Source organism: Bradyrhizobium sp. Pha-3 (assembly GCF_042258615.1).
Classification (GTDB): Bacteria; Pseudomonadota; Alphaproteobacteria; order Rhizobiales; family Xanthobacteraceae; genus Bradyrhizobium.
In genome coordinates this window covers 5,083,978-5,105,721 of record NZ_CP170152.1, presented here as the reverse complement: position 1 = coordinate 5,105,721, position 21,744 = coordinate 5,083,978, and the positions used below count along the sequence as shown (strand labels likewise).

Here is a 21,744-nt window from a genome sequence, read left to right as displayed (position 1 = left end):
GAGGTCCAGCTAGCTGTAATGCAGGCCGATGACGTCGGCGACGCAAGCCGGGCGCGTGCCGCCCTCCATCTCGATCGCTACGCGGTAGTTGACCCTCAGCCCGTTCGGTGGCACGTCGACGGCCTCGACAATGCTGACGCGACCGCGCAGCTTCGATCCAGCCGGCACCGGCGCTAGATACCGGATCCGATCTGCCCCGTAGTTGAGCGTGTTCTTCAGCCCTTTCAGGCCCATTACCGAGCGGATGAACATCGGTGTCAGGCTGAGCGACAGAAGGCCATGTGCGATCGTCATGCCTCCAGGCATTTCGGCCTTCGCGCGCTCTTGGTCGACATGAATCCACTGCTCGTCGCAAGTGGCATCCGCGAATTTGCTAATGCGCTCTTGCGTTACCTCGAGCCAGTCACTGACGCCGATTTCGGTGCCTACCGCTTCCTTGAGTTCTTCAAACCCGTTGAAAATCCGCATGGCGTCGGCTTGCTCCCTTCAGAGGATCATTTCCGGAACAGCATCGGGAATTGTGAGCTCGGCGTCCGTCACCGCCAGGACCTCGGCGACAGTCACGCCCGGCGCCGTTTCCAGGAGGGTCGCCTTGCCGCCCGGGAACGCGATCACCGCAAGATCGGTCACGACGAGATCCACGGAGCGCGCGGATGTCAGAGGCAAGTTGCATTTGGCCACGATCTTCGACTTTCCCTTTGCCGCATGTTGCATGGCGACGATGACGCGCTTGGCACCGCTGACGAGGTCCATGGCGCCACCCATGCCAGGCACCATCTTGCCCGGGATCATCCAGTTGGCGAGATGACCCGCGGCGTCGACCTGCAGGCCGCCCAGCACCGTGATGTCGACATGGCCGCCACGGATCAGGCCGAACGACATCGCGCTATCGAAGGTGGCCGCGCCGGGCAACGCGCTGATCGGCTTGCCGCCGGCATCGGTCAGCAGCGGATGGGCCATACCTTGTTCGGGAATTGGGCCGGTGCCGATCAAGCCGTTCTCGGACTGGAAGAACACCCTGAGCTCGGCGGGAACGTAGTTCGCAACCAAGGTCGGAATCCCGATGCCGAGATTGACGAGGTTACCCGGGCGTAGTTCCTTCGCCACACGACGCGCGATGATGGTTTGGGCATCCATGGTTCACCCATTCGCGACGAGATAGTCGACCAGTGGTCCTGGCGTGACGACGTGATCGGGAGCAATGACGCCGACCGGAACGATATGTTCGGCGGTCACGATCACGGTGTCGGCCGCCATCGCCATTACCGGATTGAAATTCCGTGCGGTGAGAGCATAGGACAGGTTGCCTGCGTAGTCGGCCAGGAAGGCGTGTACGAGCGCGAAATCGGCGCGCAGTGCGGTCTCCAGCAGGTACGGCCTGCCGTCGACTTCAATCTTCTGTTTGCCTTCCTCGACCAGCGTACCGACGCCGGTGGGCGTCAAGACGCCGCCAAGACCACAGCCGCCCGCGCGGATGCGTTCAACGAAGGTGCCCTGCGGAATGAGGTCGACCGTGATCTGCTTGCCCAGCATTTGCTTCTGCGCCGTCGGATTCAGCCCGATATGGGTGCCGATCATGCCCGACACCTGCGAGCCTTCGAACAGTTTGCCGACACCCTTTCGGGGCGTTGCCGCATCGTTGCTGATCAGCAAGAGGCCCGATTTGTTCTGTCGGACCAGTTCGTCAAGCAAGCGTTCCGGCGTGCCTACGCCCATGAATCCGCCGACCATGATGCGCGCGTTGTTCGGGATCATCGCAACAGCTTCTTCGGCGGATACGGCCTTCATGATTGGGCTCCGGCAATCAATCCGAGGCGGGATGTTTCAGCAAACACTGCCGTTTGGCGTGGTCCTCACGTTGATCTGGGTCAAGGCTCGCGTCATTCGTCGTCTGCGTGACGGTCAATCCCAATGCTGGTCAGCACGTCCGTCCACAATTTGCGCACCTGCCGATGCCGATCGTTCACGGCCGCGCTGACGGCGTCGCGGACGGGCTTGAGATCGTCACCCTTCAGAAAATGGATTTGCGCCTGGATCAGGCGGCTGCTTTCAAATTCGATCCGGCGCAAGGCCACGACAAAGGGATCATCCGCGGACGCCTCGACGGGCAGCAGGGCGGCGGGCCGGATGGCGCCGTGCGCGGCGTGCCCGAGGGCCGCAATGTCGATCGTCGTGGCAAGCCGGTGATCGGCAACGCCGGAAACCGGATTGGGCATCCAAGCCATTTTCCAGATCAGCGTGGTGTAGAAGGTCGTGACATCAGGCGCCCACGAAGTCGCGCGCAGGAGAAGGGAAACGATCTCGGTCTCGCGATGCAACTGTGTGTTCAGCTCGGTTTGCCAGCCGGCATTGAACTGGCCTGGCAAGGCGAAAGCCAGCTGCCGTGCAAGCGCGCCATGCACCGAGACCAGGAATGATGCGACCCGAGTTTGCTGCAGCGGCGGCACGCGCCCGGAAGAGTCCAGCGGGCCGAGGAACCGGTTCATGACATGGTCCTTGGCACGGGGATCGCGCGCAGGTGGTCGAAGCCGGCAGGGAAAGGCATCATCTCGCCACCTGCGTCGTCGGGTGCGATCCATACCGCCTGTTTGCCCTGCCAGCGCTTCGCCAGCACGTCTTCGGCGAAGCGTGCCAGCAGGTCTGCCGTCAGAGCGGCCTTCTCGAGCGTGAAGGCGTGATAGGCATTCGGAATGATGACAAGTGAGCTGTCGGAGATGTGAATGCGCAGGGTTTCGTGCAGGGAACGCGGGGTGAGGAAGTCGAATTCGCCGTTGAGGATCATCGTCGGCGTCTTGATCGAGGCCAGTTGCGGCGTCAGCGGCTGGAAGTCGAGGAAGGACTCCATCAGATTTTGCAGCGCATAGACGTCGTTGACCAACCAGCCCTGCCGTTTCACTGCGTCGAGCTTGCCAAGCAGCGGCTTGAGCCATGAATCGGAAAGGTTCATCGGTAGCAACAAATCCTGCAAATAGCTGGTGCCGCCCAGGATCAAGGCGGTGCGCAGTGCATTACCGAGCAGCAGGAGCTGCGGCGACAATTCTGCGAAGGCGCTCATAGGCACCAGGCCCGACAGTCGATCTCCGTGCAGAATCGCGTAGCGCAGCGCGATCAGTGCGCCGAAACTGATGCCGCCGAGGAATATCGGACCATCACCGAGCGCTTCGATCAGGAGCCGAAGCGCCTCAACCTGGTCATCCTGGCTGATGAACAGCTCCGGCTTGGCCGAGGCGCCCTGGCCGAGCAGATCGAAAGTCGCGACACGAAATCCCTTAGCGATCAACGCGTCCCGATAGGCTGCCCAGAGCTCCGAATACTGGGTCAGCCCGTTAACGAGCACGTAGGCCGGCGCGTCAGTGGGGCCGTCCAGCTCATAACGGATGCGGTGCGACCCATGCGACAGGAACGGCATTCGCTTCACTTGGTCGATGCTTTCGAGCGTCAAGTTGCGGCGCGCACCTGGCCGTTCCCTTGACTTAGGTCAACGACGGCCGCGCATGCCCGCCGGAACCTTCCCCAAAATCCGGTCAGGGAGGATTTCCATGAGGCGCCTTTTCATTGGCCTGTTGCTGCTGGCTTTTAGCGCATCGGTTGCGACCGCTCAGCCGTTCACGCGCCGCTCGTCGCAAGTCCAGCATGACGGCCTGAAGCAATACTACGAGATCGCCGACTTCAAGCTCGGCGGCAAGTATGACCTGGCCAATCCTTCGAAGTGGGAAAACGGCGGTGAGGGGGGTGTCACCCTTGAATCACTCGGCGGCGGAAAACTGCGCACCGCCTACATCGCGGTTGGTACGCCGCGGCGAAACGCGGCCGGCGAAATCACCAACGCTGTGGTCATCAACTCCTATTACTCCGGCGACTCGACCGACATGTATGAGCAGTGGGTCAAGGGCGCCGCACTGTCCGGCGGCGTGCCGATCATCGGACCGGGCCGGCCGATCGACACTGACCGCTATTACGTCGTGATGGTCGATCCGCTTGGGACCTGGGGTGCCAGCAAGCCTTCGGATGGCCTCGGGATCAAGTTTCCCCAGTACACCTATTTCGACATGGTGCAGGCAAACTACCGGATGCTTCGCGATCATCTGAAAGTCGCCCGGGTCGCGCTCGCGGCCGGCGTCTCGATGGGGGGCACCCAGACCTATGTTTGGGGCGTCATGCATCCGGAATATGTCAGTGCGCTGATGCCGATCGGCGGCACGACGCAATCGGACGCCGGAGATCCCGTCGGCAATTGGACGTTCCAGTTGATGACGGCGGCGATCGAGTCCGATCCCGTCTGGCAGCAGACCAACGGTGACTACTACAAGCTGCCCAAGGAGAAGCACCCGTTGATGGGCATGGCATTCGGCTGGTCGGTATTGGGCCTGACCGGATACGATCTCTCGTACCGGACCACGCAGGCGTTCACCGCAGTGCAGCCCGAAATCTTCTATTGGGATCCGCCGAACGAGAAGGCCGGGCTCAACGTGATCAATCGCTCCAAGCTATATGACGCCGTTGACCTTGTTTGGCGCAACCGCGTCGGCGAGCTTCACAATATCAACAACGACCTCGGCCGCATCCAGTCGCGCACACTGGTCATGCACATCAAGAACGACCTGTGGCTCAACTTCAAGCTCGCCGAGAAAGCAGTCGAAAACATCCCGGGCGCCGACCTGATTGCCGAGGAGAGCCCGGTTGCGCACTACGGCGTATTCTCGATCATCAATGGCCACAAGAACGACCCGAAATTCGTGGCCTTCATGGAGGACGTTGCCAGCCTCGACCGAGCGCAGCAGTTCGTCGACAAGAACTTCCGCACGCCGGGTGTGGCATCCGACATCGATCCGAAGAAATCCTTCTGGAAGGAGTATGTCACCTATCCCTATCCGGTGAAGTACGCCAACGCCAAGGACGCCAAAGGTACGGCCTGGCAGATCGGCTACATGGATGAATACAATGGCAACGAGAAGGATCCGAAGGTCCTCGTCATCATTCATGGCAAGGGGGCGTTCGCCGGCCACTACGGCAATATCATGCAGTACGCGCTGCGCAGCGGGCTGCGCGTGATCGCGCCCGACTTGCCGCACTATGGCATGTCAGGTCCGGGCAATCTCGACAAGAGCCCTGCGCGCACCATGCAGGACATGCGCGAGGTGGTCTATGACCTCGTCGTCAACCAGCTCAAGGTCAAACAGGCGACCTATCTCGGCCATTCGCTGGGTGGCCAATTAATCCTGGGCTACGCGCTGACATATCCCGACGCCGTGAAGAGCCTGATCCTCGAGGCGCCGGCCGGCCTGGAGGAATATCCGCGCGAAGTAACGATTGCGCCGGGCAAGACCGCAAAGCTGTTCGACGCCTCGCTCGAGCACAACTTCGAGAAATGGAAGGATGTCTGGGGACCGACCCAGATCCTCGCGAACGAAATCGCCCGTCCCGAGCAGAACATTCGCGACTTCTTCTATTTCAAGAAGCGCGATCCCGTCACCGGCGTGGTTGGACGCAGCAAGAGCGGCTACTTCATGAACGACAGCGAGTATGCACGGTTCCATACCGAGCAGCGCGTCGGTCTCACCAAGGGCGATCCGAAGGAGCTCGAGCAGTGGGCCACTGTGTATATTCTCGACATCTACGGCATGGTGTCGGAGCTGCAGCAGGATGATCCCAAGAATCTGTACCGGCGGCTGACCGACATCAAGGCCCCGATCTTCCTGGCCTTCGGCGACAAGGAGCCTTTCATTCCCGGCACTCCCTTTAACGGGTTGAAGGACCTCGGGCGCGACATCATCACGCCGTTCATGATGCGGATGACGCGGGCGAACAACCGCCCGATCCTGAAGATCTATCCGGATACGGGACACTTCATCCATACCGACAATCCGGTGGAATTTCCGGCCGACGTGACCGATTTCGCGTTGACTGGAAATCTCGATACCAGTTCGCCGATCGAGATCGATCGCCTCATCAATGGCGTCGTTTCAGCGATGGCTGTTGCGCCAACGCCGGATGGACCGAATCCGACGGCCGGTTTGAACAAGTAGAGTCGAAGGTGAGTTGCGCATCGGGAGATAAAGCCTGCAGTGAACGGAGCGCGGCAGCACCGTCCTCCGTTCCCTGGCTTCGCTTGTAGCGTTGGCTCGTCATCAGTGGGAAGCAACGGCTATGTCAGACGATCCTGCAGATGCCATAGCAACGGCCATTCGGTCAGCGTTTGCCTTCTATCCAAAGGAAGGCGATCCAGATTGGCGGGGTCCCGATTGGATACTGCCCGAGGAATGCGCGCACTTGACCCAGGCCATCATGCGTGAGCTGGAAGCGAGGGGCTTCCAGATCGTCAGATCGCCACTCAGCGGCGCGTCATAAGAGACGCGCCAAGGCGCCGATGAGAAGTGAGGGTTGTCTGCCGGGTTTCGGATGATTGAATCGGTAGGTTGCAATGCCCAAAGTTCGTGCCGGAGAAGTCAGCCTTGGCTGGCGGGAGTGGGGTCAGGGCGACACCACGGTCGTCTTCATCCACGGCAATCTTGCCAGCAAGGACTGGATCGAACTCGCCGCCTCCCTGTTCCCGAGCGGCCTTCGGGTCATCGGAATCGACTGGCGCGGTTGTGGCGACAGCGATCGCCCGCCCGCGACAGCTGGCTATGCCAACTACTCGATGCAGCAACATGCGCTCGATATGCTGGCGGCGCTCGATGCACTGCAGATCCCGTTCTGTCATCTCGCGACGCATTCCACTGGCGGCATCATCGCGGCGCGGATGCTGCTGATGCAGCCGGAGCGGTTTGGCCGGGTATTTGCGCTCGATCCCGTGACGCCACTTGGACTCGCGTTCAGCGCGGAGCAGATTGGGCTATTCCGCGCAATGATGGCGAGCCGTGAGGTCACGCGCGCGATGATGGCGACGGCCGCATCTTCCTTGTTCCTTCCGGACAGCATTGGGCCGAATGCCGTGCCGGTGTTCCGCGAGGGGCTGGGCGCAATCCAGACCCTGTTCGAGCGCATCCTGGATCAGACGTTTGGCGTCTCCGAAGGCGTATGGATCGGCACTCCGGTCAATCTCACGCGGGAACGGGAGAGCCGCGAACTCGAGCGGCGGATGCCCGAAATCCGGCATCCCCATCTCGTGGTCTGGGGCGAGGGCGACGGCTGGATCGCGCCCGATGATTTGCGGACCATGGCGGCGGCGATGCCGAACTGCCGCCTGGTGATCGTGCCGGGCGTCGGCCACTCGATGAACCTGGAAATGCCGCCGCTCTACGCCGGCTATTTCGGCGCCTGGTTCGGCGGCTTGGGCGACGAGCGGCGGTGAGGGTACGTGCTCAATCGTCCCGTACGCGGCATTCGGTCGAACAACCGTGGAATTCAACCGTGGCGCGGCGGCCAATGGTCACAGAACCCCGCAATACCGGTCGGTGCAGGCAATGGACTGGCGGAAGGGGTGTCCTCCGTACTACTCGTTGCCAATGCTTGTGTGTGCCCATAGTTGATTGGAGATATGCCTGTTTTTCAGGGGTTTCTCGTTGCACTTGCCTTTCATTGCTTGCCTTCATCTTCTACAATCCGGCTCAAGTGCTAGGGCACGAAGTAGGGCAGGGAGAAGGCGATGGCCCGGAAAATTAACCGGCTCAACGCGAGATCAGTCGCAACGATCAAGGAATTCGGCCGCCATGCTGACGGTGGCGGCCTGTATCTTTCGATCTCACCGAACGGCGGCCGGCGCTGGACGTTCTTGTATCGCTGGCACGGCAAACCTACGGAGCTGGGATTCGGCTCCGCACGCGATGTGTCGCTGGCACGCGCACGAGAGCTTGCCGGCGGGGCGCGCGCGCAGATTGCGGAAGGTGTCAATCCAAAGGGCGCTCGGAAGCCGGCAGGAGGATCTACATTCGGCGAATGTGCAGACCGACTGATTGAGGCCATGCGGCCTTCTTGGCGTAACGAGAAGCACGGCGCGCAGTGGACGATGACCCTCCGAGACTATGCCGCTCCCCTTCGACGCCTGCCTGTCGGGGAGGTGACCGTCGATAACGTGCTCGAAGTCCTGAAGCCAATCTGGCAGAGCAAGCCGGAAACCGCGTCCCGCCTTCGCGGCCGGATCGAAAAGGTTTTAGACGCTGCTAAGGCGCAGGGCTTGCGTTCAGGCGAAAATCCGGCGCGCTGGCGCGGACACTTAGACCATCTGCTGCCGAAGCAATCCAAGCTGACGCGTGGCCACCACGCGGCGATGCCCTATGCGGATGTCCCCACGTTCATGAGCGATTTGAAAGCTCGCGATGCTGTTGCTGCGCGTGCTCTCGAATTTACGGTCCTCACCGCTGCGCGCTCGGGGGAGACACTGGGCGCACGCTGGGAGGAAATCGATCTCGACCGTGCTGTGTGGACTGTGCCGCCGCAGCGGATGAAGGGCGGCATTGAGCATCGGGTCCCACTGCCGAAGCGCGCAGTGGCGATCCTGAAGGCGCTGCACGAGGTCCGAGTTGGCGAACACGTCTTTCCCGGTCAGAAAGCCAAGAAACCTCTGTCGGGGATGGCGATGGAGATGATGCTTCGCCGCATGAAGATCGAAGATGCGACGCCGCACGGTTTTCGTAGCTCGTTCAGAGATTGGGCCTCCGAGTGCACCAACTTTAGCAGGGAGGTGTGCGAAGCTGCACTCGCACACGTGATCGAGAGCAAGGTGGAAGCCGCGTATCGGCGCGGCGATCTCTTCGAGAAGCGGCGCAAGCTGATGGAAGCTTGGGCGATCTTCTGCTCGACGCCGAAGGCTAGCAAGGTGGTGCAGTTCAGCGGCAAGCATGTGAGCGGTTAGGGCTGCAGTCACGCTTGTAGCGGACATCAAACGTGCCTTTCAACGCGCCCCTGTTTGCCGTTACGATAGCTCTACTTTGCGGTTGAGGACATGACAGAGAATGAAGTTCGCAGCCATTGAATGCCAACGTCGCGAGGCTCAACCTGGGCTTTCCGCTACATGCCCATCTTGCGGGGCTCCCGTCATTGCCAAGTGCGGCGATCACAGAGTCTGGCACTGGGCACACCGAGGTGTTCGCGTCTGCGATCCGTGGTGGGAGCCGGAAACAGAATGGCATCGAGCTTGGAAGAATGAATTTCCGACAGACTGGCAGGAGACTGTCCATTTCGCGCAGGGCGGTGAGAAGCACGTCGCCGACGTAAAGACGCAAAGCGGGATGGTCATTGAGTTTCAGCATTCGTTCCTCAAAGCGGAGGAGCGCGCGGCGCGAGAGTCGTTCTATCGCAAGATGGTTTGGGTGGTAGACGGGCGCAGACGCAAGCGCGATGCCGCCCAGCTATTGAAGTGTATCGGCCCATGCGTGTGGGGCCAGCCACCGTGCATTCTTTATGTCGCCAACCACCACGAAGAATGCGCGCTGTTGCGCGATTGGAATTCTAGCCCCGTGCCGGTCTATTTTGATTTGGGCAATGAGGATGGAACGCCCGTCGTTTGGCGGCGCGATCCCATCAGCCGAAATGGCAGAGTGTATTTAACGCCCGTGTCGCGCGAGTCCTTCTTGCACACACATCGCCAAGGACTCGACGCCGAGGAGCAGTTTTCGGCAGGCGTTGGCGTGATTGTCGAGGGTCTTCATCGCGCGGCGCAAAGACCCCAGCCGTTGCCGGGCTTCCCGCAGCACCTCGCAAGAAGGCGTAGCATTCGGCGTCTCTAGTGTAGCTCGGCCTACACCATCGTCAGCTTTCTGGCCCTAAGCGGACGGTAGGCGGACGCTTCGTCCGCCATATCGGAAGCCTAAGGTCACTGAAATCAATCAAGAATGCTGCGCGTTGGGCGCGCGTGCCCCAACGCAGGCCCCAGCGTCGAGACGGCCGCCCGGGCCGTGATCGATTGAATAAGGGCGCGGCAACTCCCATTCGGCCTCGCGCAGTTGCTTCCGATGCTGTGTGGGTGACTTTGCCGTCGACCGGCACGGCCATGTTGAGATGGTTAAAATCGCAATTCGATCTTTCCTTGAGTGCCCAAATAGGGCTAATTGTCTCAATCCCCGCGCCGAGTGATTGCGGCTGAGGGATACGCAATGCGCGTTGAGACACAGGGCTTCCCGCTATGTCGGGCGGCTCACGAAATATAATACCCCACGGGGGAATACGTGGGGCGTGCTGAGCCCTGTGTTCACGCGCAATCACCCGTCCCGGCGCCAGCCGGTGCGGGCGCGGGCGGTTGCACGAACACAGGGAAGATACATGGCTAGATTGTTTGCGCTTCTTTTTGCCCTCTTGATCTTTCGCCGCGAAGCCATTGCGGATGACAATGAACTCTTGGGGTCAATGCGTGAGTGGTCAGCTAAGCCAGAGCTTCCCTCTTTGCAGGCGGCGTGCGCTAGTTCGCTGCGGTATGCGAACGGTCTGGCCGACCTTTCCGCCAAGGGCGCTACTATCAATGCGATGCTGCAATGGGGCGTCCAAGAGGCGGCGAGAACGGCGGCGTCCGCCGTCGGCAAAACACCTGACCCAGACATGATTGCCCTTGGGGCCATGATGAGAATCACGAAGCAGATTCAGGTGCTCCGATCGTCTCAGTCCATTTACAGATTGGTGCGAGGCGGTTTTCCGCAATGGATTTATCGGTCGTGCTTGAAGGACGATCCCGTCGACTAGACCGATCTCAACGCGATGGCTCGCACGGCGGGACGCCATCGTCGGTCAGCAGCCACGCGTCATAAGCAGCCATCGCTACGTCCTGTTGCGCCTGCGTCGCCGGCAGGCCGCCAATCACCAGCAGCGGCTCCTTCAGCTCCAGCGCGGCCGCGCGCGCCCGATCAGCGAATGCATCGAGGTCTTCTCCCGGCTCGCGCAGCCATTCATGAGCGCCCGCCGTGGCAAACAGCGGATCGCCCGGCGGCAGCCCGCCGTGGATAATCGTCACTCGAAGCGGACCGCCCGGCGGCAACGTGCCCGAAGGTCGTTCTGCATTCATCCGGCGCTCCAATGCCTCAAGACGGCGAATGAGATCGTTGGTCATCTAAATCGATCCTCTAGTGCGTGGAGTCTGGTCTCCAACTGTTGCGTTTCGATCGCGCGCCGCTGCATTTCAATGACGCCAGCGACCTCTACGGCCTCAGCCGGCGAGAGCTGCCCCGCCGCCATCGCCTTTGCGACGGCCGCCAGTGCGCTAACGACGTCGGCCGAGGTTTCCATCTTCGGTAACGGAAACCGCACGGTGCGGCCCCGGCGCGGCGGCATGACGCGGTCCAAGATCAATCGGGCCGCCTGCATGTCTCCGCGCTTCGCCTTTGAGACAACTTTGCCGATCACGGCCTCGATGTCCTGGCTGAGCAACGCCTCAGCCATGACCGTCGTCTTGTTCCGAGCGCCTTTCGGTCGGCCGGCATTGCCGGGGGCGAACGGGCGCCCCCGCGTTCTCTCCGCGTTTTTACGCGAGGCAGCCATTCTGCTTTGACGTTACACGGGGCTGGACGCACCGGCCGCTTGAACACTGCCGCCAGCCGAGCGGCCATACCGATCGTCGGCGCCGAACGAACGCACTCGCATGGGCCGCCGAGACATTTGCGCGTAGATCGTGCCGTTGCCGATAAAGCGCCGAACGGTATGGCCGGACTCCGGACGTTCGACGATCATGCGATGCTCGAACGGCTTCAGGTCGGGCGGATTGAGACCGGCCTGCAAAGCATCTGCACGGATGTCAGCGCATACGTTCGAAAGCACCCTCTGATCGTTGCTCAGGGATCTCAGGTCGGCGCCCTTCCACCGCGCGCTGTGCTTCTGCAATTGGCGGTGCAGGCGAATTTCATAGTCGACGTGGTTCTCACCGTTCATCGGCGGCTCAGCCGGGCCGCCCAGAGCCCGGAAAACGCTGTCACAGCGCGATTGCGTCTCCGCGAGCTTGTCGACGTCCGTCTTGCGATACATGCGGTCATGAAGCTGGCCTACACGCGATGCCAACGCCGCGAACTCTCCATGACCAACTGCGTCGGCTGCGACCCGTTCAGCCATTACACGATCATCGCCTCCGTCCATCCGGCCGCCCACGCCCCGCGACTCGATGACGGCGTCGCATCGTCGCTCGATCTCCGCGAGTTTCGCATCGACTTTTTCGGTGTGAGCGGAGAATGCATCTGCGAGCGCAGTGAGCCCGGCCAGCAACTTCTCGGCATCGAGAGTCTCGTTCTTTTCGTCAGCCATTTTCACAGTCCTTTGTGGGTTGCGTGATGTGGCTCCTGTGAATTGCAAACCTACAGCATGTCGCGATCGCGCGCGACTTCCTTCGCCCTTGTTACCCTGTAGTTGCGCGATGTTGTGCACGCTTCGATATCGTGCGATGATGATCATGGTCTCCAAGATCGTTGCTGATCGTGACCGCAGTCCTCTTCGTGTTGGATCGCCCGCCGTCCCAAACCGGCGGGCGATCTTTTTGAGTCGAGATGCGGCGCCGGATGTACGCGCCGTCGATCGCGATGCCCGCTGCGTTTCGAGTCATGGCGCAGCGGGTCATTGCTTCGGAAGGCGGAGATGCTGTCCGCCACACATGGCGCGCGCCGGCCGTGCTTTTCCGATGATTGTCGCCGCGCGCTCGACGCTGTCCTAGCAACTGCCCCAACCGTCATGCGCGCGATCAGGATGTCGGCCAACCGCGCGCGCAAAATTTTCCTTGTTACCGGACTAGCGCGCGTACGCTCTTTGTGATTGCTTGCATCCGTCCACAGGAGCACTTGCCGGTCGCCCCGTTTCACAGACGGTCCGCGCCCGCCAACTAACCCCGGTTTTTCCGGGGGAAAGGCAATGTGCTATGGACCAACGGAAACCCTTTGTATCGCGGCAGATCGCTCCCTTACCGCCGGAGCACATAGAGCCGCTGTGTTTCATGATCGATGAAGCGTGCCTAGTTGCGAGGGTCGGGCGCAACACGCTTTACAAGGCCGTCGATTCAGGCGCTCTGCGCGCGCGTAAGCTCGGCAAAAAAACATTGATCCTGCGCGAGGATCTTCAGCGCTGGCTGGAGGACTTGCCGAGCTACGAACCCAAGCACCGTCTGATCGCAGCCGAGTGAATCATGACCGAAAGGCTTCTTGTCGCGCAGCTCAACGCGGACTGGCGCGTGACCTTCGTCCACGACAAGGGTGTGTGGAAATGCGCGGCGTGGAGGATCGAACAGCTAGATGAAGACGGAGCATGGCGCGGCCTCTACGCTATCCGGAGTCGCGAAATGCTGCTCGAATTCGTCAGACACCGCTGTGGCGACATCGATCCGGCCGCCGTCACGATCCTATCCGCGTTGCCGCGCTACTCGTACCGCCGCGAGAACGGCGAGTCCGGGCCGCATCGCTACAAGCGGAAAAAACCAATTGCCTCGCAGGTGGTCGAGCGCAAGCCGGCCGCGCCGGTAGCAGCAGCCCTTGGGCACAGCAAAAAGAAGAGCCCGCACAGCCTGTGAACTGTGCGAGCTCGAGAGACAAACTGAAACTATCCATGCAAGGGGCGTCGCTTCAGCGGCGAGCAATATGATTCAGCATCAGCTGGAAATCAAGTCTCGCGATGACGATGCCCGTCAACGGAAACGGATCGTCAAATATGAATATGCACGTCGGAAGCTTCACCAACATCAAGGCCGTTGATTGGGCCTTCAGGCAGGTTCGCCTGGCTGATCCTACGACGAAGTTCGTCTTGGTCGCCTTGTGCAAACACGCAAACGACGAGGGCAAGGCGTGGCCATCAGTCAGCACGATATGCGACATTACCGGCTTATCGCGCCGGACCGTCCAAATCCACCTTCGCAAGCTGGAGACCTTGGGGCTCGTCTTCAGAACGGAGCGATACCGCGCGAACGGAAGCGACACTGCAGCTGTCTACAATATCAAGGTTGGGTGTGGCGAGCTCAATGCGATATCGAAGGATGATGCGCAGCACGTGCACGAGGGGGCGCAGCACGTGCGCGCAGAGAGCGCAGCAGGTGCGCAGGGGGGCGCATGTGATGCGCACCCAGAACAATCATCTAACAATAAATTAGAACAACCAACTAACAACATTCCCGGCGCCGAAAACGCGTCGGGGCCAAGCGATGTCGATTTGAAGTTTGAGCCATCGCAGAAGAGCGACGCCAAGCCAAAGCCGCCGTACAGGCAAACCCGAGAGGAAGCCGCCCGTGCGCTGCGCGAGCTTCAGCAGATGGGTTTCAGGACCGAATGGGATGATCCATTCGTCGAGTTGGGCGACCGATCGGAACGGGGCTTGCTGGTCAACTGGTACAAGCTGCTGCGCTCCGGCCATTGCGCGGCCGACATCGTAGCGGATGCTCATTGGTTTCTCAGCGAAACGCCGGAAGCTCAGGTGCCGTCGTTGGGTGGCTTTGTGGCGCGATACGAGACGCGTTATGCGGACGGAGATGACTGAACAAGCACGTACGGTGAAACAGAAACCCAAGGCCGCGCGGGGAGGGCGAGTGCTGCACGAAGCCACTTTGTCGGATCTCTTCTCCGCCCCGTTGGAAGACCACCGTTCTGAAATCAATCAACAATCTCGTTGGATGGGTGAGGGCGCCCTAACGGCTGCCCTAGCGCGGGTACCAGAAAGCGGGTCTCAGGCTGCTCCGAAATGGGTTTCTCGCTGCGCCAACGAACGATACAGCGGCCCGCGCGGACGTGTACCGGAAGGCGGTAGGTGCGCCCTGAGCACGTGCGCAATGGCTCGATTTGGGACCGGTCCCCGCTATTTTCCTTAATCGGTCGGTGCTACCGTTGGTTGGCCCACCGAGGATGGTTGATGTCATTTGATTGGATTTGCGAAAGTCTCCGACTAACGGCCTTCTCAACCGGGACCGCCAGCATCACCGGCGAAGATTGGAAGCGGCTCACAGGCCAAGACGAGGCAGAGCAAGAACAAAAAGGGGGTGGTCGCCACATTTTCGTGTCGAACCTGATGGGCGGTCAGCTTTCCCTCGGAGCGTTAGGAAATCGCTGTGACTGTGTTCTGATTCCGGGCGTACCGGGGGCGTCAGGGGTCCCTTCTTTGGGAGCCTGGCCGGGCGCTATGTATTCGTTTTTGGAGAAGACGATCCCACTCCTCGAAAGGATGTCGTTTCCGGTCGCCAGAGTCGGGTTTGCCCCAATTTTATTGCTTCCATTCCCAGAACGGCTCGACGCTTACAAGGCTTTGACGTCGCTGGTGAAGTCGATCAAGCATCCAGCTGACAAATTGCATGACCTCCACTTTCGTATTAATTGGCCCGTCGCCAGCAAGACCGATAGCACGCTGAGATTGAATCGGATAACCACTTGGTCGGTAGTCCAAATTCAACTGCAGGTTTTCACCCCGGATGCAGTTAATCCCGCGGCTTTTTCCGACGATATCACGCATGCGCTGCGGCTTGAGCTGGATCATAATACTGATGTCAAGCATGCCACCGCATTTGACGCGGCGTTACTGGCTCCCATATATAGGGAGCTGGCCGACCTTGCGTTGGAAAATGCCATATTAGGCGAAGTTCTGTGACCCGGGCACGCACTTTCCGAACCAATGACACCACCCCACCTCCGGGGGCCATTTTGCGTGCCGGCGAATCAATGACTGTCGTCGCCGCAGGAACGAACGGGCCCAACTGGACGGAGCCGGACGCTTACCTGCCGAATAGCAACCTGACGACGATTGCCGCGTTGGGCTACCGCCCGTTTGACACACCTAAAGATTGTGTCGTCCGATACACGCCGATTGACATCGATCACTTCTTTACAGTCCACGATTTGACCAGAGACAATTTGCTCTTCGGGCAAACCTGTCTATTCAAAGGCCCTGATAGTGATCAGGTGCTGTTGTGGCGCGACGAAGTGAATAAGGCGGTGAGCGGGGGCGTCTTTTCGATCATTTGCAACAGTGTGACCGTTTCTGAGATTCCTAAGCCTGCAATGTTGTTTTACGGCAGGCCGGCTCACGCCGTTACGCCGCTAAAAGGATATGAAGAATTTCACTCAGCAAATTGGGACGGTCAGGGGGCGGAAGCGATCACGCCTGAGACACTCGCTTATGCGCGGAAGTTGATGGAGATCATGCCACCTACGCTGGGGAATCCGGACGCGGCCCCGGCTGGTGACGGCTCGGTTGCGCTGGAATGGGTTCCAGAAGATCTGAACCATAAGCTCGATCGTCTTTTCCTCGACATCGGGCCGGGCGAGCGGTGGCGCGCCTACTGGTCGCTCCGGAACGGAGAGTTCGGCCGGGTCACGCACGAGGGTTTCACCGATCGTACAGAAGAAACTCTCCGGACGATTTTCCAGCAACTGAGTTTCTAAAGAATGGCGCTCACGGATGGGGACCCGGCGCCGGAGGGTGATATCTGGTATCGCATCCTCACGAGCAAGGATCACATCACGAAGGGGCGTATCCAGCACGCCGCCTTTCAAGGCAAGTTCTTGAATCCGCCGCCTGCTGATAAGAATCGACCTTGGGATGCCGAGACGTCGGGCCGTCTGCGTTCGCTTGCCGGGTCGATTGACGACGTCGGTGCGAACTGCATCGAGTACTGCAAGAGGATCAACAGGACGTTCTACGGCCTGATGTTTCCAAAAGAGAAACTCGCCGGACAGACAATCGAAAACCTCGTGCTCGGCGTCCATTTTACCCCGATCGACGGCGGTGATCAGGCGCACTCGGATCTAACGTTCACCGGTAATGTGCCGGCCGAGAAAACGGCTGAACGCGATCGATTCATTCTGGAATTGAGCAAGAAGTTCAACGCGATCCATCCAGATCAGATCAACCTCTTGCCTGAAGCCAATCTCGAAAACGAGCCAGAAAAAACCGCCTTGGAGCGGGGCAAAGCGGCGCTGTTGGCGCTCTTCCACAAAATCAGACCTACCTGAGGCAAACGTGGTCTTTCTGTGCGGCTCGTTCGCTGGCCGTCTCCAGGGTGGCTCTTGCAGCTGCTAGGGCATCTGCTAGGACACACCGGGCCGAATACAGCAATCTTAAATAGATTCAATATGATACGGGAGTAAGGTGGCGGAAGGGGTGGGATTCGAACCCACGGTACCCTTGCGGGCACGCCGGTTTTCAAGACCGGTGCCTTAAACCACTCGGCCACCCTTCCAAACCAACAGTTTCAAGTGCTTAGCGGCGGACTCGAAGAGAACGAACCGCGAAATTGGCACCCGATTTGGCACCTGACGCGCCAGCGCCGCATTGATCGCCGCCGCCGCCTTGCCGTCGTCGTTCCTAAACAAGTGGGCGTAGACGCGCAAGGTGATGTCCGGCTTCGCGGGCCCAAGGCGCTTTGAGATAGTGACGATATCCACGCCGGCATCGAACAGCTGGGACGCAAGGGGGTGCCGGAGATTGTGGAACCCGTGTTGGGCTGGAAGTCGCTCCAGGCCTTTGCTGTAGCGTTTCTGAGAAGGCAGGGCGCCGTCGAGGCCGGCGAACAGCATTGCATCGTCAGGAAGCCTTACGGTGCCCAGCTTGAGCCGTGACAGGCGCGCGGGTCCGCTGCGGACTGGCGGCGAATTCCGGCCGGATCTCGATTGGCTTTCGCGTGAAGGGCATGACCTGAGCTTACGCGCAACAACGCCGCCAGGCTTAAAATGCTCGCTGGCGGCGTTGATCCTAGCCCCGGGAAGGATGTGCAAAATCCCGACATGTGAAGGGTCAGCACAAAGCGTGCCAAGGTTCATCTCGCAAACGGGGTACTACCGAAGGGGTATGTGGCGTCGCCTTATGCGAACAGATCCGTCCTGGGTGATGTTTCCCCACGGGTCATAAACTTCAGCATCTCGATTGCGAAACGCTCTTCGGATAAGCGCCGTTCGATGAAGTGAGTCTCGATTTCGCTAAGTCTGGTGCGAAGCAACCCTCGGTAATGCTCGATGTTTTGCTCGTGCACGCGCAACATCGCGATCCTTCGTTCTTCCATTTACGCCCCCTGTGTCTCGGAGGCGCTTTCGCGCCGGTTGGTCATCACTTTACATGCAAGTATCGACGCCACGATGACTGCCAGTTCGCGGCGACCGTCAAATTCGGAGTATGTGCACATCGGGGATTTCTCACGAAACCGCGATGCCGCCGACGGTGGCTTGCGTCTGGCATCGCAGGCCCGCGACCAAATCGATTTGCGGCAGCGTCTGCTTTTGAACGACGCCGCCAGCTGAGGCAGCTTTCACCCGGGCAGTATTTTTCCCAGTATCGGTTCCTCCTGGAAGCGCTCTATTCCTCAGCTACGATACGGATGTAGGTGAGGAAATATGTCCTTTGACCCGATGGCCGCGGCGATCGATTGGCTGGACGCCTATCGCGCGCGCGACCTTAACGCGATTGTACAGATGCACGCCGACTCAGCTGTCGTGGATTGTCGATGCTGCGTTAGGGAAACCGTCGCCAGCGAAGCGCGGTTGATGGCCTTCTGGAAAGAGCGTTTGGACGACTGCGTTCCGTCCGAGCTTGGCGATCTAAAGCCGGTCTTGAATGGAACATCGATATCGTTCGTTACACCGCGTGGTGCAACGACCGCGATTATGGAATTCGATGCAGAAGGCAAGATTGCTTACATGGAATGGGGCGCTCTAGCGGCGCCACAGGGAGATCGCCGGTCGACAAGACGATAAGCCGCTTCGAGGAGTTGTTACGTGCAAGTCATACGGAATGGATTTCTATCGCTTCTGGCCTTGGGAGCGTTGACCTTGGGAGCGTTGACCTTGGAAGGTCAGGCGCAAACTCTGGTCGCATCATTGGAGTGCGATTTTCCGCTTGCCTCAACTGATGATTGGACCATGGCCGCGTCGACCCTCCAGTACTACATCGATACAGCAGCAGGCTGGAGAGTGAACCAGGATTCCTTCTCTTTCGATGGCCCGACAGAAATTACCATCGGTGGAAAGGATCACACAGCTTCGCTTTCGATCACTATTTCCCGACAGTCAGGCAAGGCTACCAAAACCCTGTCGACGGAACGGAAATCCCTCACAGTCAGCGGGGAATGCAAAAGGATGGACTCCTCCGGGCGTAAGTTTTAGGCGTACCCGTCGGCTCAAATGCTCGAGTGTGCGCCATGATTCTGCGAGCGGCGCCCTCTGAAACGGCCCAGGAGCGTTCCTCCGTCATTTTCATCGTTCGCTATCGCTCACCCGGCCACCAAGCAGCTTTGTCAATCAGCGCGAAAGCGGAAGGCGTCGTAAGCGTGGGCACCCAAGATCGCAACGCTCAGGCATAGCAATACGACGATAGCGGCTTCCATCATGACGCTTACCCCCGATCTATTCGGGAAGGTGTGGTATCTGTCCATTGTTTCAGGCCGGTTTCGTGCGTTCCTCGAAAATGGCCTGCCACCGGTCTTTCGTGTGGAAAACGCCGGACCAGCGTCACCCTTGCTGCCCAAATATCTCGAGCGACTCAGTCTCGTTTCACCGTCTGGCGCAATCGCACCGCGGGACGGTCAAAGACGTCTTCGTGCACATCTCAGCGGTCGCCAAAGCGGGACGGAGCAGCCTCGATGAGGGGGAGGGTAAGCTACGAAGTCCAAAATCGCGGCAAGACATCCGCTGAAAATTTGAGGGTGGGTTGACGCCCCGGGAACAAGTGGAAGGGTCGGGAGTAGTCCACTGCTCCCGTCGTCTCAGTTGCCCAACCCCGACTGCGGGAGATTGAATGCGGCCTCGACGCTCCCTGCGTCGAGGTCGTTTTTATTGGGGTGGCGTTAGAGGTGGGCGACGACAAACGCTCCGCTCGCGCGCATGCTTCGGCTACGGACGGAGTTGATTCGGCCATGATGCTGGAAGCCGTCGTGCCGCTGATGGGACTGGGCGCTTGCGCCCTGCTGCTCATCGCCTTCTGGGGGCTTACGTTGCGGTAATAGCGCGAAGCAGGACATGCGCTGTCGGATTATCTGACGGCAGACCCCCGGATGCGCCCTGTGGGGTACCCCGTGAGACCTCGGCAACCACGCCCCAACGTCGAGTACAATTCGAGCTGCCGCGGATGTACCGGCGCTCTGCTGAATCGAGGCGGCCTACTTACTGGCGCCCGCGCCCCAAGCAGACGGAATGACGGCCTCAGCGATCCCCACGCTGAGGTCGTTTTCCGTTACGGCTCCGGCTCGATACTGGCACCGCGATCGAACCAACTGAATTGGAGCGCGAGGACAAGTTGGCCTTGATCCGATGCTACGCAGCCGAGGCCCAGCAATAGGCCGCGGGTCATCGTCGCATGCACGCTCCACAGTTGACCGCGGCCACCGCCGTTGGCCATCATGATGTCCATGAAGCGCGTCCTCTTCCTTTGCACCGGCAACTACTACCGCAGTCGATATGCAGAGGAGCTGTTCAATCATCTTGCCCGCGGCGAGAACCTGCCGTGGCGTGCCTCCTCGAGAGGCGCGGCCGAACGGGGCTCGCCCGACAATGTCGGCGCCATGTCGGTGTTTGCCGATGACCGCCTTCGCGCCAACGGCATCGTTCCGGAGGGCGCAGCGCGCTATCCGCAGCCATGTTCATTGGCTGATTTCGACGGCGTCGACCTGGTGATCGCGCTCAAGGAGGCCGAGCACCGTCCGCTCATCGAGCGGCGGTTCCCCGAGGTCGCCGACAAGGTGACCTACTGGCATGTGCACGACATCGACGTTGCCCATCCCGCGGATGCGCTGCCAATGATCGACGAGCTCGTCCGCGCGCTGGTTTCATCGCTCAGGTAACCGGTTCGCGCTTCAGGAAGATCGCCAGCGCATATTCTGCCGGGCGTGCGAGCCTGCCGCTGACGCGTTCGAGGTCATCGACGGCCACGATCGCGAGGCGGCCTTCAGTGACCTTCAACCGGTCGATCGGCACGTCCCGCGCGAGGAACACCTCGCCGTGAAGGGTGCCGCCTGGCGTCGAATGATCCGGTCCGAAGTAACGACCGATCAGCTCAAAACGCTCGGGCGGCAGGTAATGGCCAATTTCCTCGTGGATTTCGCGCACCACGCATTCCAGGAAGGTCTCGCTGCCTTCGCGCCGCCCGCCAAACAGGCTGATCTTGCCGGGATCGGAAACGTGAGGAGAGTCGTCACGCAGTTGCATCAGCAACCGGCCATCCGTGCTGACCAGCAGGGCGGACGTTCCTTCTCGTAACCCGCCGGTCATGCGCGAATCCTCTCGCGGGAAAGGTAGAAGCGTGCGTCAGGACTGGGGCTGGGAGAAGGCGGCGGATTTGCTGCGCGGATCATCTCGGCTGGGTAGACGTCTGGCTGGTATCGCCAGCACTCCAACGCTGAAGCCGCAGGTCGAGCGGCGAGGGTCGCCGCGGTCTTTCGCATGGGCGCAGATGGCGCCCAAGACATCGTGTGTTCAGCCGAAGGCAAATGCCAGCAGGCTCGAGCACAGCAGCACGAGGCTTGCTGCGGTCAGGGTTAGAAAACCGTCGGAGACCAAATCGTGACCACGCATGATACACCTGCCTTCAACCGATGCTCATCCGAATTGATTAAAGCTTTCCGAACTTCTCTCCAGGAAAGAGGTGACGCGTCTTTCCGCCTTCAACGGACTGTCAGGCCCGGTATCGATAGCCTTCCACGGCGTGCGCCAAGAAGATCGCCGCACTCACCAGGCCCATCACCGCTGTAACCGTCTCGATCATCGCAAACTTCCTTTGCGCCCCACGTCCGAGAGAAAACGATTGCAGCCTTGCACAGTCAAAAAGATTCAATTGTTGGAATTGAAGATGCCCCCCGACTGATGATTTGCTGCAACAGTGTGTCTGATGGCGGGACAGGCGAGGGCGTTCTGCGCGCATCGAGGTCCGTAGAAGGACGGAGGAAGC

General features: G+C 60.1%; 25 protein-coding genes, 1 tRNA gene and 1 pseudogene. 15 read left to right on the top strand and 12 right to left on the bottom strand.

What is annotated here, in order from left to right; translation table 11 throughout:
- Positions 1 to 9 precede the first annotated feature (9 nt).
- The 5 genes from ACE10Z_RS24395 to ACE10Z_RS24375 all read right to left on the bottom strand — a co-directional run bounded on the left by ACE10Z_RS24395 (position 10) and on the right by ACE10Z_RS24375 (position 3,409).
- A complete protein-coding gene (locus ACE10Z_RS24395; RefSeq protein WP_375783042.1) occupies positions 10 to 468 on the bottom strand; it encodes a MaoC family dehydratase in 459 nt (152 codons plus the stop codon).
- Positions 469 to 486: 18 nt separating this feature from the next.
- The gene (locus ACE10Z_RS24390; RefSeq protein ID WP_375783041.1) at positions 487 to 1,137 is read right to left on the bottom strand and encodes a 3-oxoacid CoA-transferase subunit B; all 651 of its coding nucleotides are present in this window, start codon (positions 1,135 to 1,137) and stop codon (positions 487 to 489) included.
- Positions 1,138 to 1,140: 3 nt separating this feature from the next.
- Positions 1,141 to 1,788: a CoA transferase subunit A gene (locus ACE10Z_RS24385; RefSeq protein ID WP_375783040.1), complete on the bottom strand. Its 648-nt coding sequence runs from the start codon at positions 1,786 to 1,788 to the stop codon at positions 1,141 to 1,143.
- Positions 1,789 to 1,880: 92 nt separating this feature from the next.
- Positions 1,881 to 2,486, bottom strand: coding sequence for a hypothetical protein (locus ACE10Z_RS24380; protein WP_375783039.1), 606 nt, complete (start codon positions 2,484 to 2,486; stop codon positions 1,881 to 1,883).
- Complete coding sequence (locus ACE10Z_RS24375; protein ID WP_375789906.1) at positions 2,483 to 3,409, bottom strand: alpha/beta fold hydrolase; 927 nt, start codon at positions 3,407 to 3,409, stop codon at positions 2,483 to 2,485. The genes ACE10Z_RS24380 and ACE10Z_RS24375 overlap by 4 nt, the downstream gene beginning before the upstream one ends.
- A gap of 130 nt (positions 3,410 to 3,539) precedes the next feature.
- Here ACE10Z_RS24375 and ACE10Z_RS24370 point away from each other — a divergent pair, with 130 nt between their 5' ends.
- The 5 genes from ACE10Z_RS24370 to ACE10Z_RS24350 all read left to right on the top strand — a co-directional run bounded on the left by ACE10Z_RS24370 (position 3,540) and on the right by ACE10Z_RS24350 (position 10,614).
- Positions 3,540 to 6,026, top strand: a complete 2,487-nt coding sequence (locus ACE10Z_RS24370) for an alpha/beta hydrolase (RefSeq protein ID WP_375783038.1) — start codon at positions 3,540 to 3,542, stop codon at positions 6,024 to 6,026.
- Positions 6,027 to 6,421: 395 nt separating this feature from the next.
- Entirely contained in the window at positions 6,422 to 7,294 is an 873-nt protein-coding gene (locus ACE10Z_RS24365) for an alpha/beta fold hydrolase (protein ID WP_375783037.1), read from the top strand.
- A gap of 294 nt (positions 7,295 to 7,588) precedes the next feature.
- Positions 7,589 to 8,794 carry a tyrosine-type recombinase/integrase gene (locus ACE10Z_RS24360; RefSeq protein WP_375783036.1) on the top strand — a complete coding sequence of 402 codons (1,206 nt, stop codon included), beginning with the start codon at positions 7,589 to 7,591 and terminating at the stop codon, positions 8,792 to 8,794.
- A 100-nt stretch (positions 8,795 to 8,894) separates the two neighbouring features.
- On the top strand, positions 8,895 to 9,668 hold the full coding sequence (locus ACE10Z_RS24355) for a competence protein CoiA (RefSeq protein WP_375783035.1): 774 nt from the start codon (positions 8,895 to 8,897) through the stop codon (positions 9,666 to 9,668).
- 532 nt (positions 9,669 to 10,200) lie between these two features.
- Positions 10,201 to 10,614 carry a hypothetical protein gene (locus ACE10Z_RS24350; RefSeq protein WP_375783034.1) on the top strand — a complete coding sequence of 138 codons (414 nt, stop codon included), beginning with the start codon at positions 10,201 to 10,203 and terminating at the stop codon, positions 10,612 to 10,614.
- A gap of 7 nt (positions 10,615 to 10,621) precedes the next feature.
- On the opposite strand, the gene ACE10Z_RS24345 is transcribed toward ACE10Z_RS24350, so the two are convergent.
- The 3 genes from ACE10Z_RS24345 to ACE10Z_RS24335 form a co-directional block, all read right to left on the bottom strand.
- Entirely contained in the window at positions 10,622 to 10,978 is a 357-nt protein-coding gene (locus ACE10Z_RS24345) for a hypothetical protein (protein ID WP_375783033.1), read from the bottom strand.
- Complete coding sequence (locus tag ACE10Z_RS24340) at positions 10,975 to 11,307, bottom strand: hypothetical protein (protein ID WP_375783032.1); 333 nt, start codon at positions 11,305 to 11,307, stop codon at positions 10,975 to 10,977. The genes ACE10Z_RS24345 and ACE10Z_RS24340 overlap by 4 nt, the downstream gene beginning before the upstream one ends.
- Before the next feature lie 111 nt (positions 11,308 to 11,418).
- Positions 11,419 to 12,159 (bottom strand): hypothetical protein, encoded by a 741-nt coding sequence (locus tag ACE10Z_RS24335; RefSeq protein WP_375783031.1) that lies wholly within the window; start codon positions 12,157 to 12,159, stop codon positions 11,419 to 11,421.
- A gap of 679 nt (positions 12,160 to 12,838) precedes the next feature.
- On the opposite strand from ACE10Z_RS24335, the gene ACE10Z_RS24330 reads away from it, so the two are divergent.
- From ACE10Z_RS24330 to ACE10Z_RS24305, 6 genes are all read left to right on the top strand, one after another.
- A complete protein-coding gene (locus ACE10Z_RS24330; protein WP_375783030.1) occupies positions 12,839 to 13,024 on the top strand; it encodes a helix-turn-helix domain-containing protein in 186 nt (61 codons plus the stop codon).
- Between the two features lie 3 nt (positions 13,025 to 13,027).
- The gene (locus ACE10Z_RS24325; protein ID WP_375783029.1) at positions 13,028 to 13,408 is read left to right on the top strand and encodes a hypothetical protein; all 381 of its coding nucleotides are present in this window, start codon (positions 13,028 to 13,030) and stop codon (positions 13,406 to 13,408) included.
- A 101-nt stretch (positions 13,409 to 13,509) separates the two neighbouring features.
- Positions 13,510 to 14,364, top strand: coding sequence for a helix-turn-helix domain-containing protein (locus tag ACE10Z_RS24320; protein ID WP_375783028.1), 855 nt, complete (start codon positions 13,510 to 13,512; stop codon positions 14,362 to 14,364).
- Between the two features lie 369 nt (positions 14,365 to 14,733).
- Positions 14,734 to 15,462, top strand: a complete 729-nt coding sequence (locus ACE10Z_RS24315; protein WP_375783027.1) for a hypothetical protein — start codon at positions 14,734 to 14,736, stop codon at positions 15,460 to 15,462.
- A gap of 71 nt (positions 15,463 to 15,533) precedes the next feature.
- Positions 15,534 to 16,256 (top strand): hypothetical protein, encoded by a 723-nt coding sequence (locus ACE10Z_RS24310; protein ID WP_375783026.1) that lies wholly within the window; start codon positions 15,534 to 15,536, stop codon positions 16,254 to 16,256.
- A gap of 3 nt (positions 16,257 to 16,259) precedes the next feature.
- Positions 16,260 to 16,826 carry a hypothetical protein gene (locus tag ACE10Z_RS24305; protein WP_375783025.1) on the top strand — a complete coding sequence of 189 codons (567 nt, stop codon included), beginning with the start codon at positions 16,260 to 16,262 and terminating at the stop codon, positions 16,824 to 16,826.
- A gap of 137 nt (positions 16,827 to 16,963) precedes the next feature.
- On the opposite strand, the gene ACE10Z_RS24300 is transcribed toward ACE10Z_RS24305, so the two are convergent.
- Positions 16,964 to 17,053, bottom strand: a tRNA-Ser gene (locus ACE10Z_RS24300).
- On the bottom strand, positions 17,031 to 17,390 hold the full coding sequence (locus ACE10Z_RS24295) for a tyrosine-type recombinase/integrase (protein ID WP_375783024.1): 360 nt from the start codon (positions 17,388 to 17,390) through the stop codon (positions 17,031 to 17,033). Before ACE10Z_RS24295 ends, ACE10Z_RS24300 begins: the two co-directional genes overlap by 23 nt.
- A gap of 810 nt (positions 17,391 to 18,200) precedes the next feature.
- Here ACE10Z_RS24295 and ACE10Z_RS24290 point away from each other — a divergent pair.
- The 3 genes and pseudogenes from ACE10Z_RS24290 (at position 18,201) to ACE10Z_RS24280 (ending at position 19,516) form a co-directional block, all read left to right on the top strand.
- A complete protein-coding gene (locus tag ACE10Z_RS24290; RefSeq protein ID WP_375783023.1) occupies positions 18,201 to 18,560 on the top strand; it encodes a nuclear transport factor 2 family protein in 360 nt (119 codons plus the stop codon).
- Between the two features lie 75 nt (positions 18,561 to 18,635).
- Positions 18,636 to 18,968 carry a hypothetical protein gene (locus tag ACE10Z_RS24285; protein ID WP_375783022.1) on the top strand — a complete coding sequence of 111 codons (333 nt, stop codon included), beginning with the start codon at positions 18,636 to 18,638 and terminating at the stop codon, positions 18,966 to 18,968.
- Positions 18,969 to 19,362: 394 nt separating this feature from the next.
- A pseudogene (locus ACE10Z_RS24280) lies at positions 19,363 to 19,516 on the top strand (cold-shock protein).
- Positions 19,517 to 20,034: 518 nt separating this feature from the next.
- Here the strand turns inward: ACE10Z_RS24280 and ACE10Z_RS24275 are convergent.
- Positions 20,035 to 20,211, bottom strand: a complete 177-nt coding sequence (locus tag ACE10Z_RS24275; protein ID WP_375783021.1) for a hypothetical protein — start codon at positions 20,209 to 20,211, stop codon at positions 20,035 to 20,037.
- Between ACE10Z_RS24275 and ACE10Z_RS24270 the strand changes: the two genes are divergently transcribed.
- Complete coding sequence (locus tag ACE10Z_RS24270) at positions 20,210 to 20,641, top strand: low molecular weight phosphatase family protein (RefSeq protein ID WP_375783020.1); 432 nt, start codon at positions 20,210 to 20,212, stop codon at positions 20,639 to 20,641. The genes ACE10Z_RS24275 and ACE10Z_RS24270 overlap by 2 nt on opposite strands.
- On the opposite strand, the gene ACE10Z_RS24265 is transcribed toward ACE10Z_RS24270, so the two are convergent.
- Positions 20,634 to 21,068 (bottom strand): NUDIX domain-containing protein, encoded by a 435-nt coding sequence (locus tag ACE10Z_RS24265; RefSeq protein WP_375783019.1) that lies wholly within the window; start codon positions 21,066 to 21,068, stop codon positions 20,634 to 20,636. The genes ACE10Z_RS24270 and ACE10Z_RS24265 overlap by 8 nt on opposite strands.
- Positions 21,069 to 21,744: the final 676 nt, after the last annotated feature.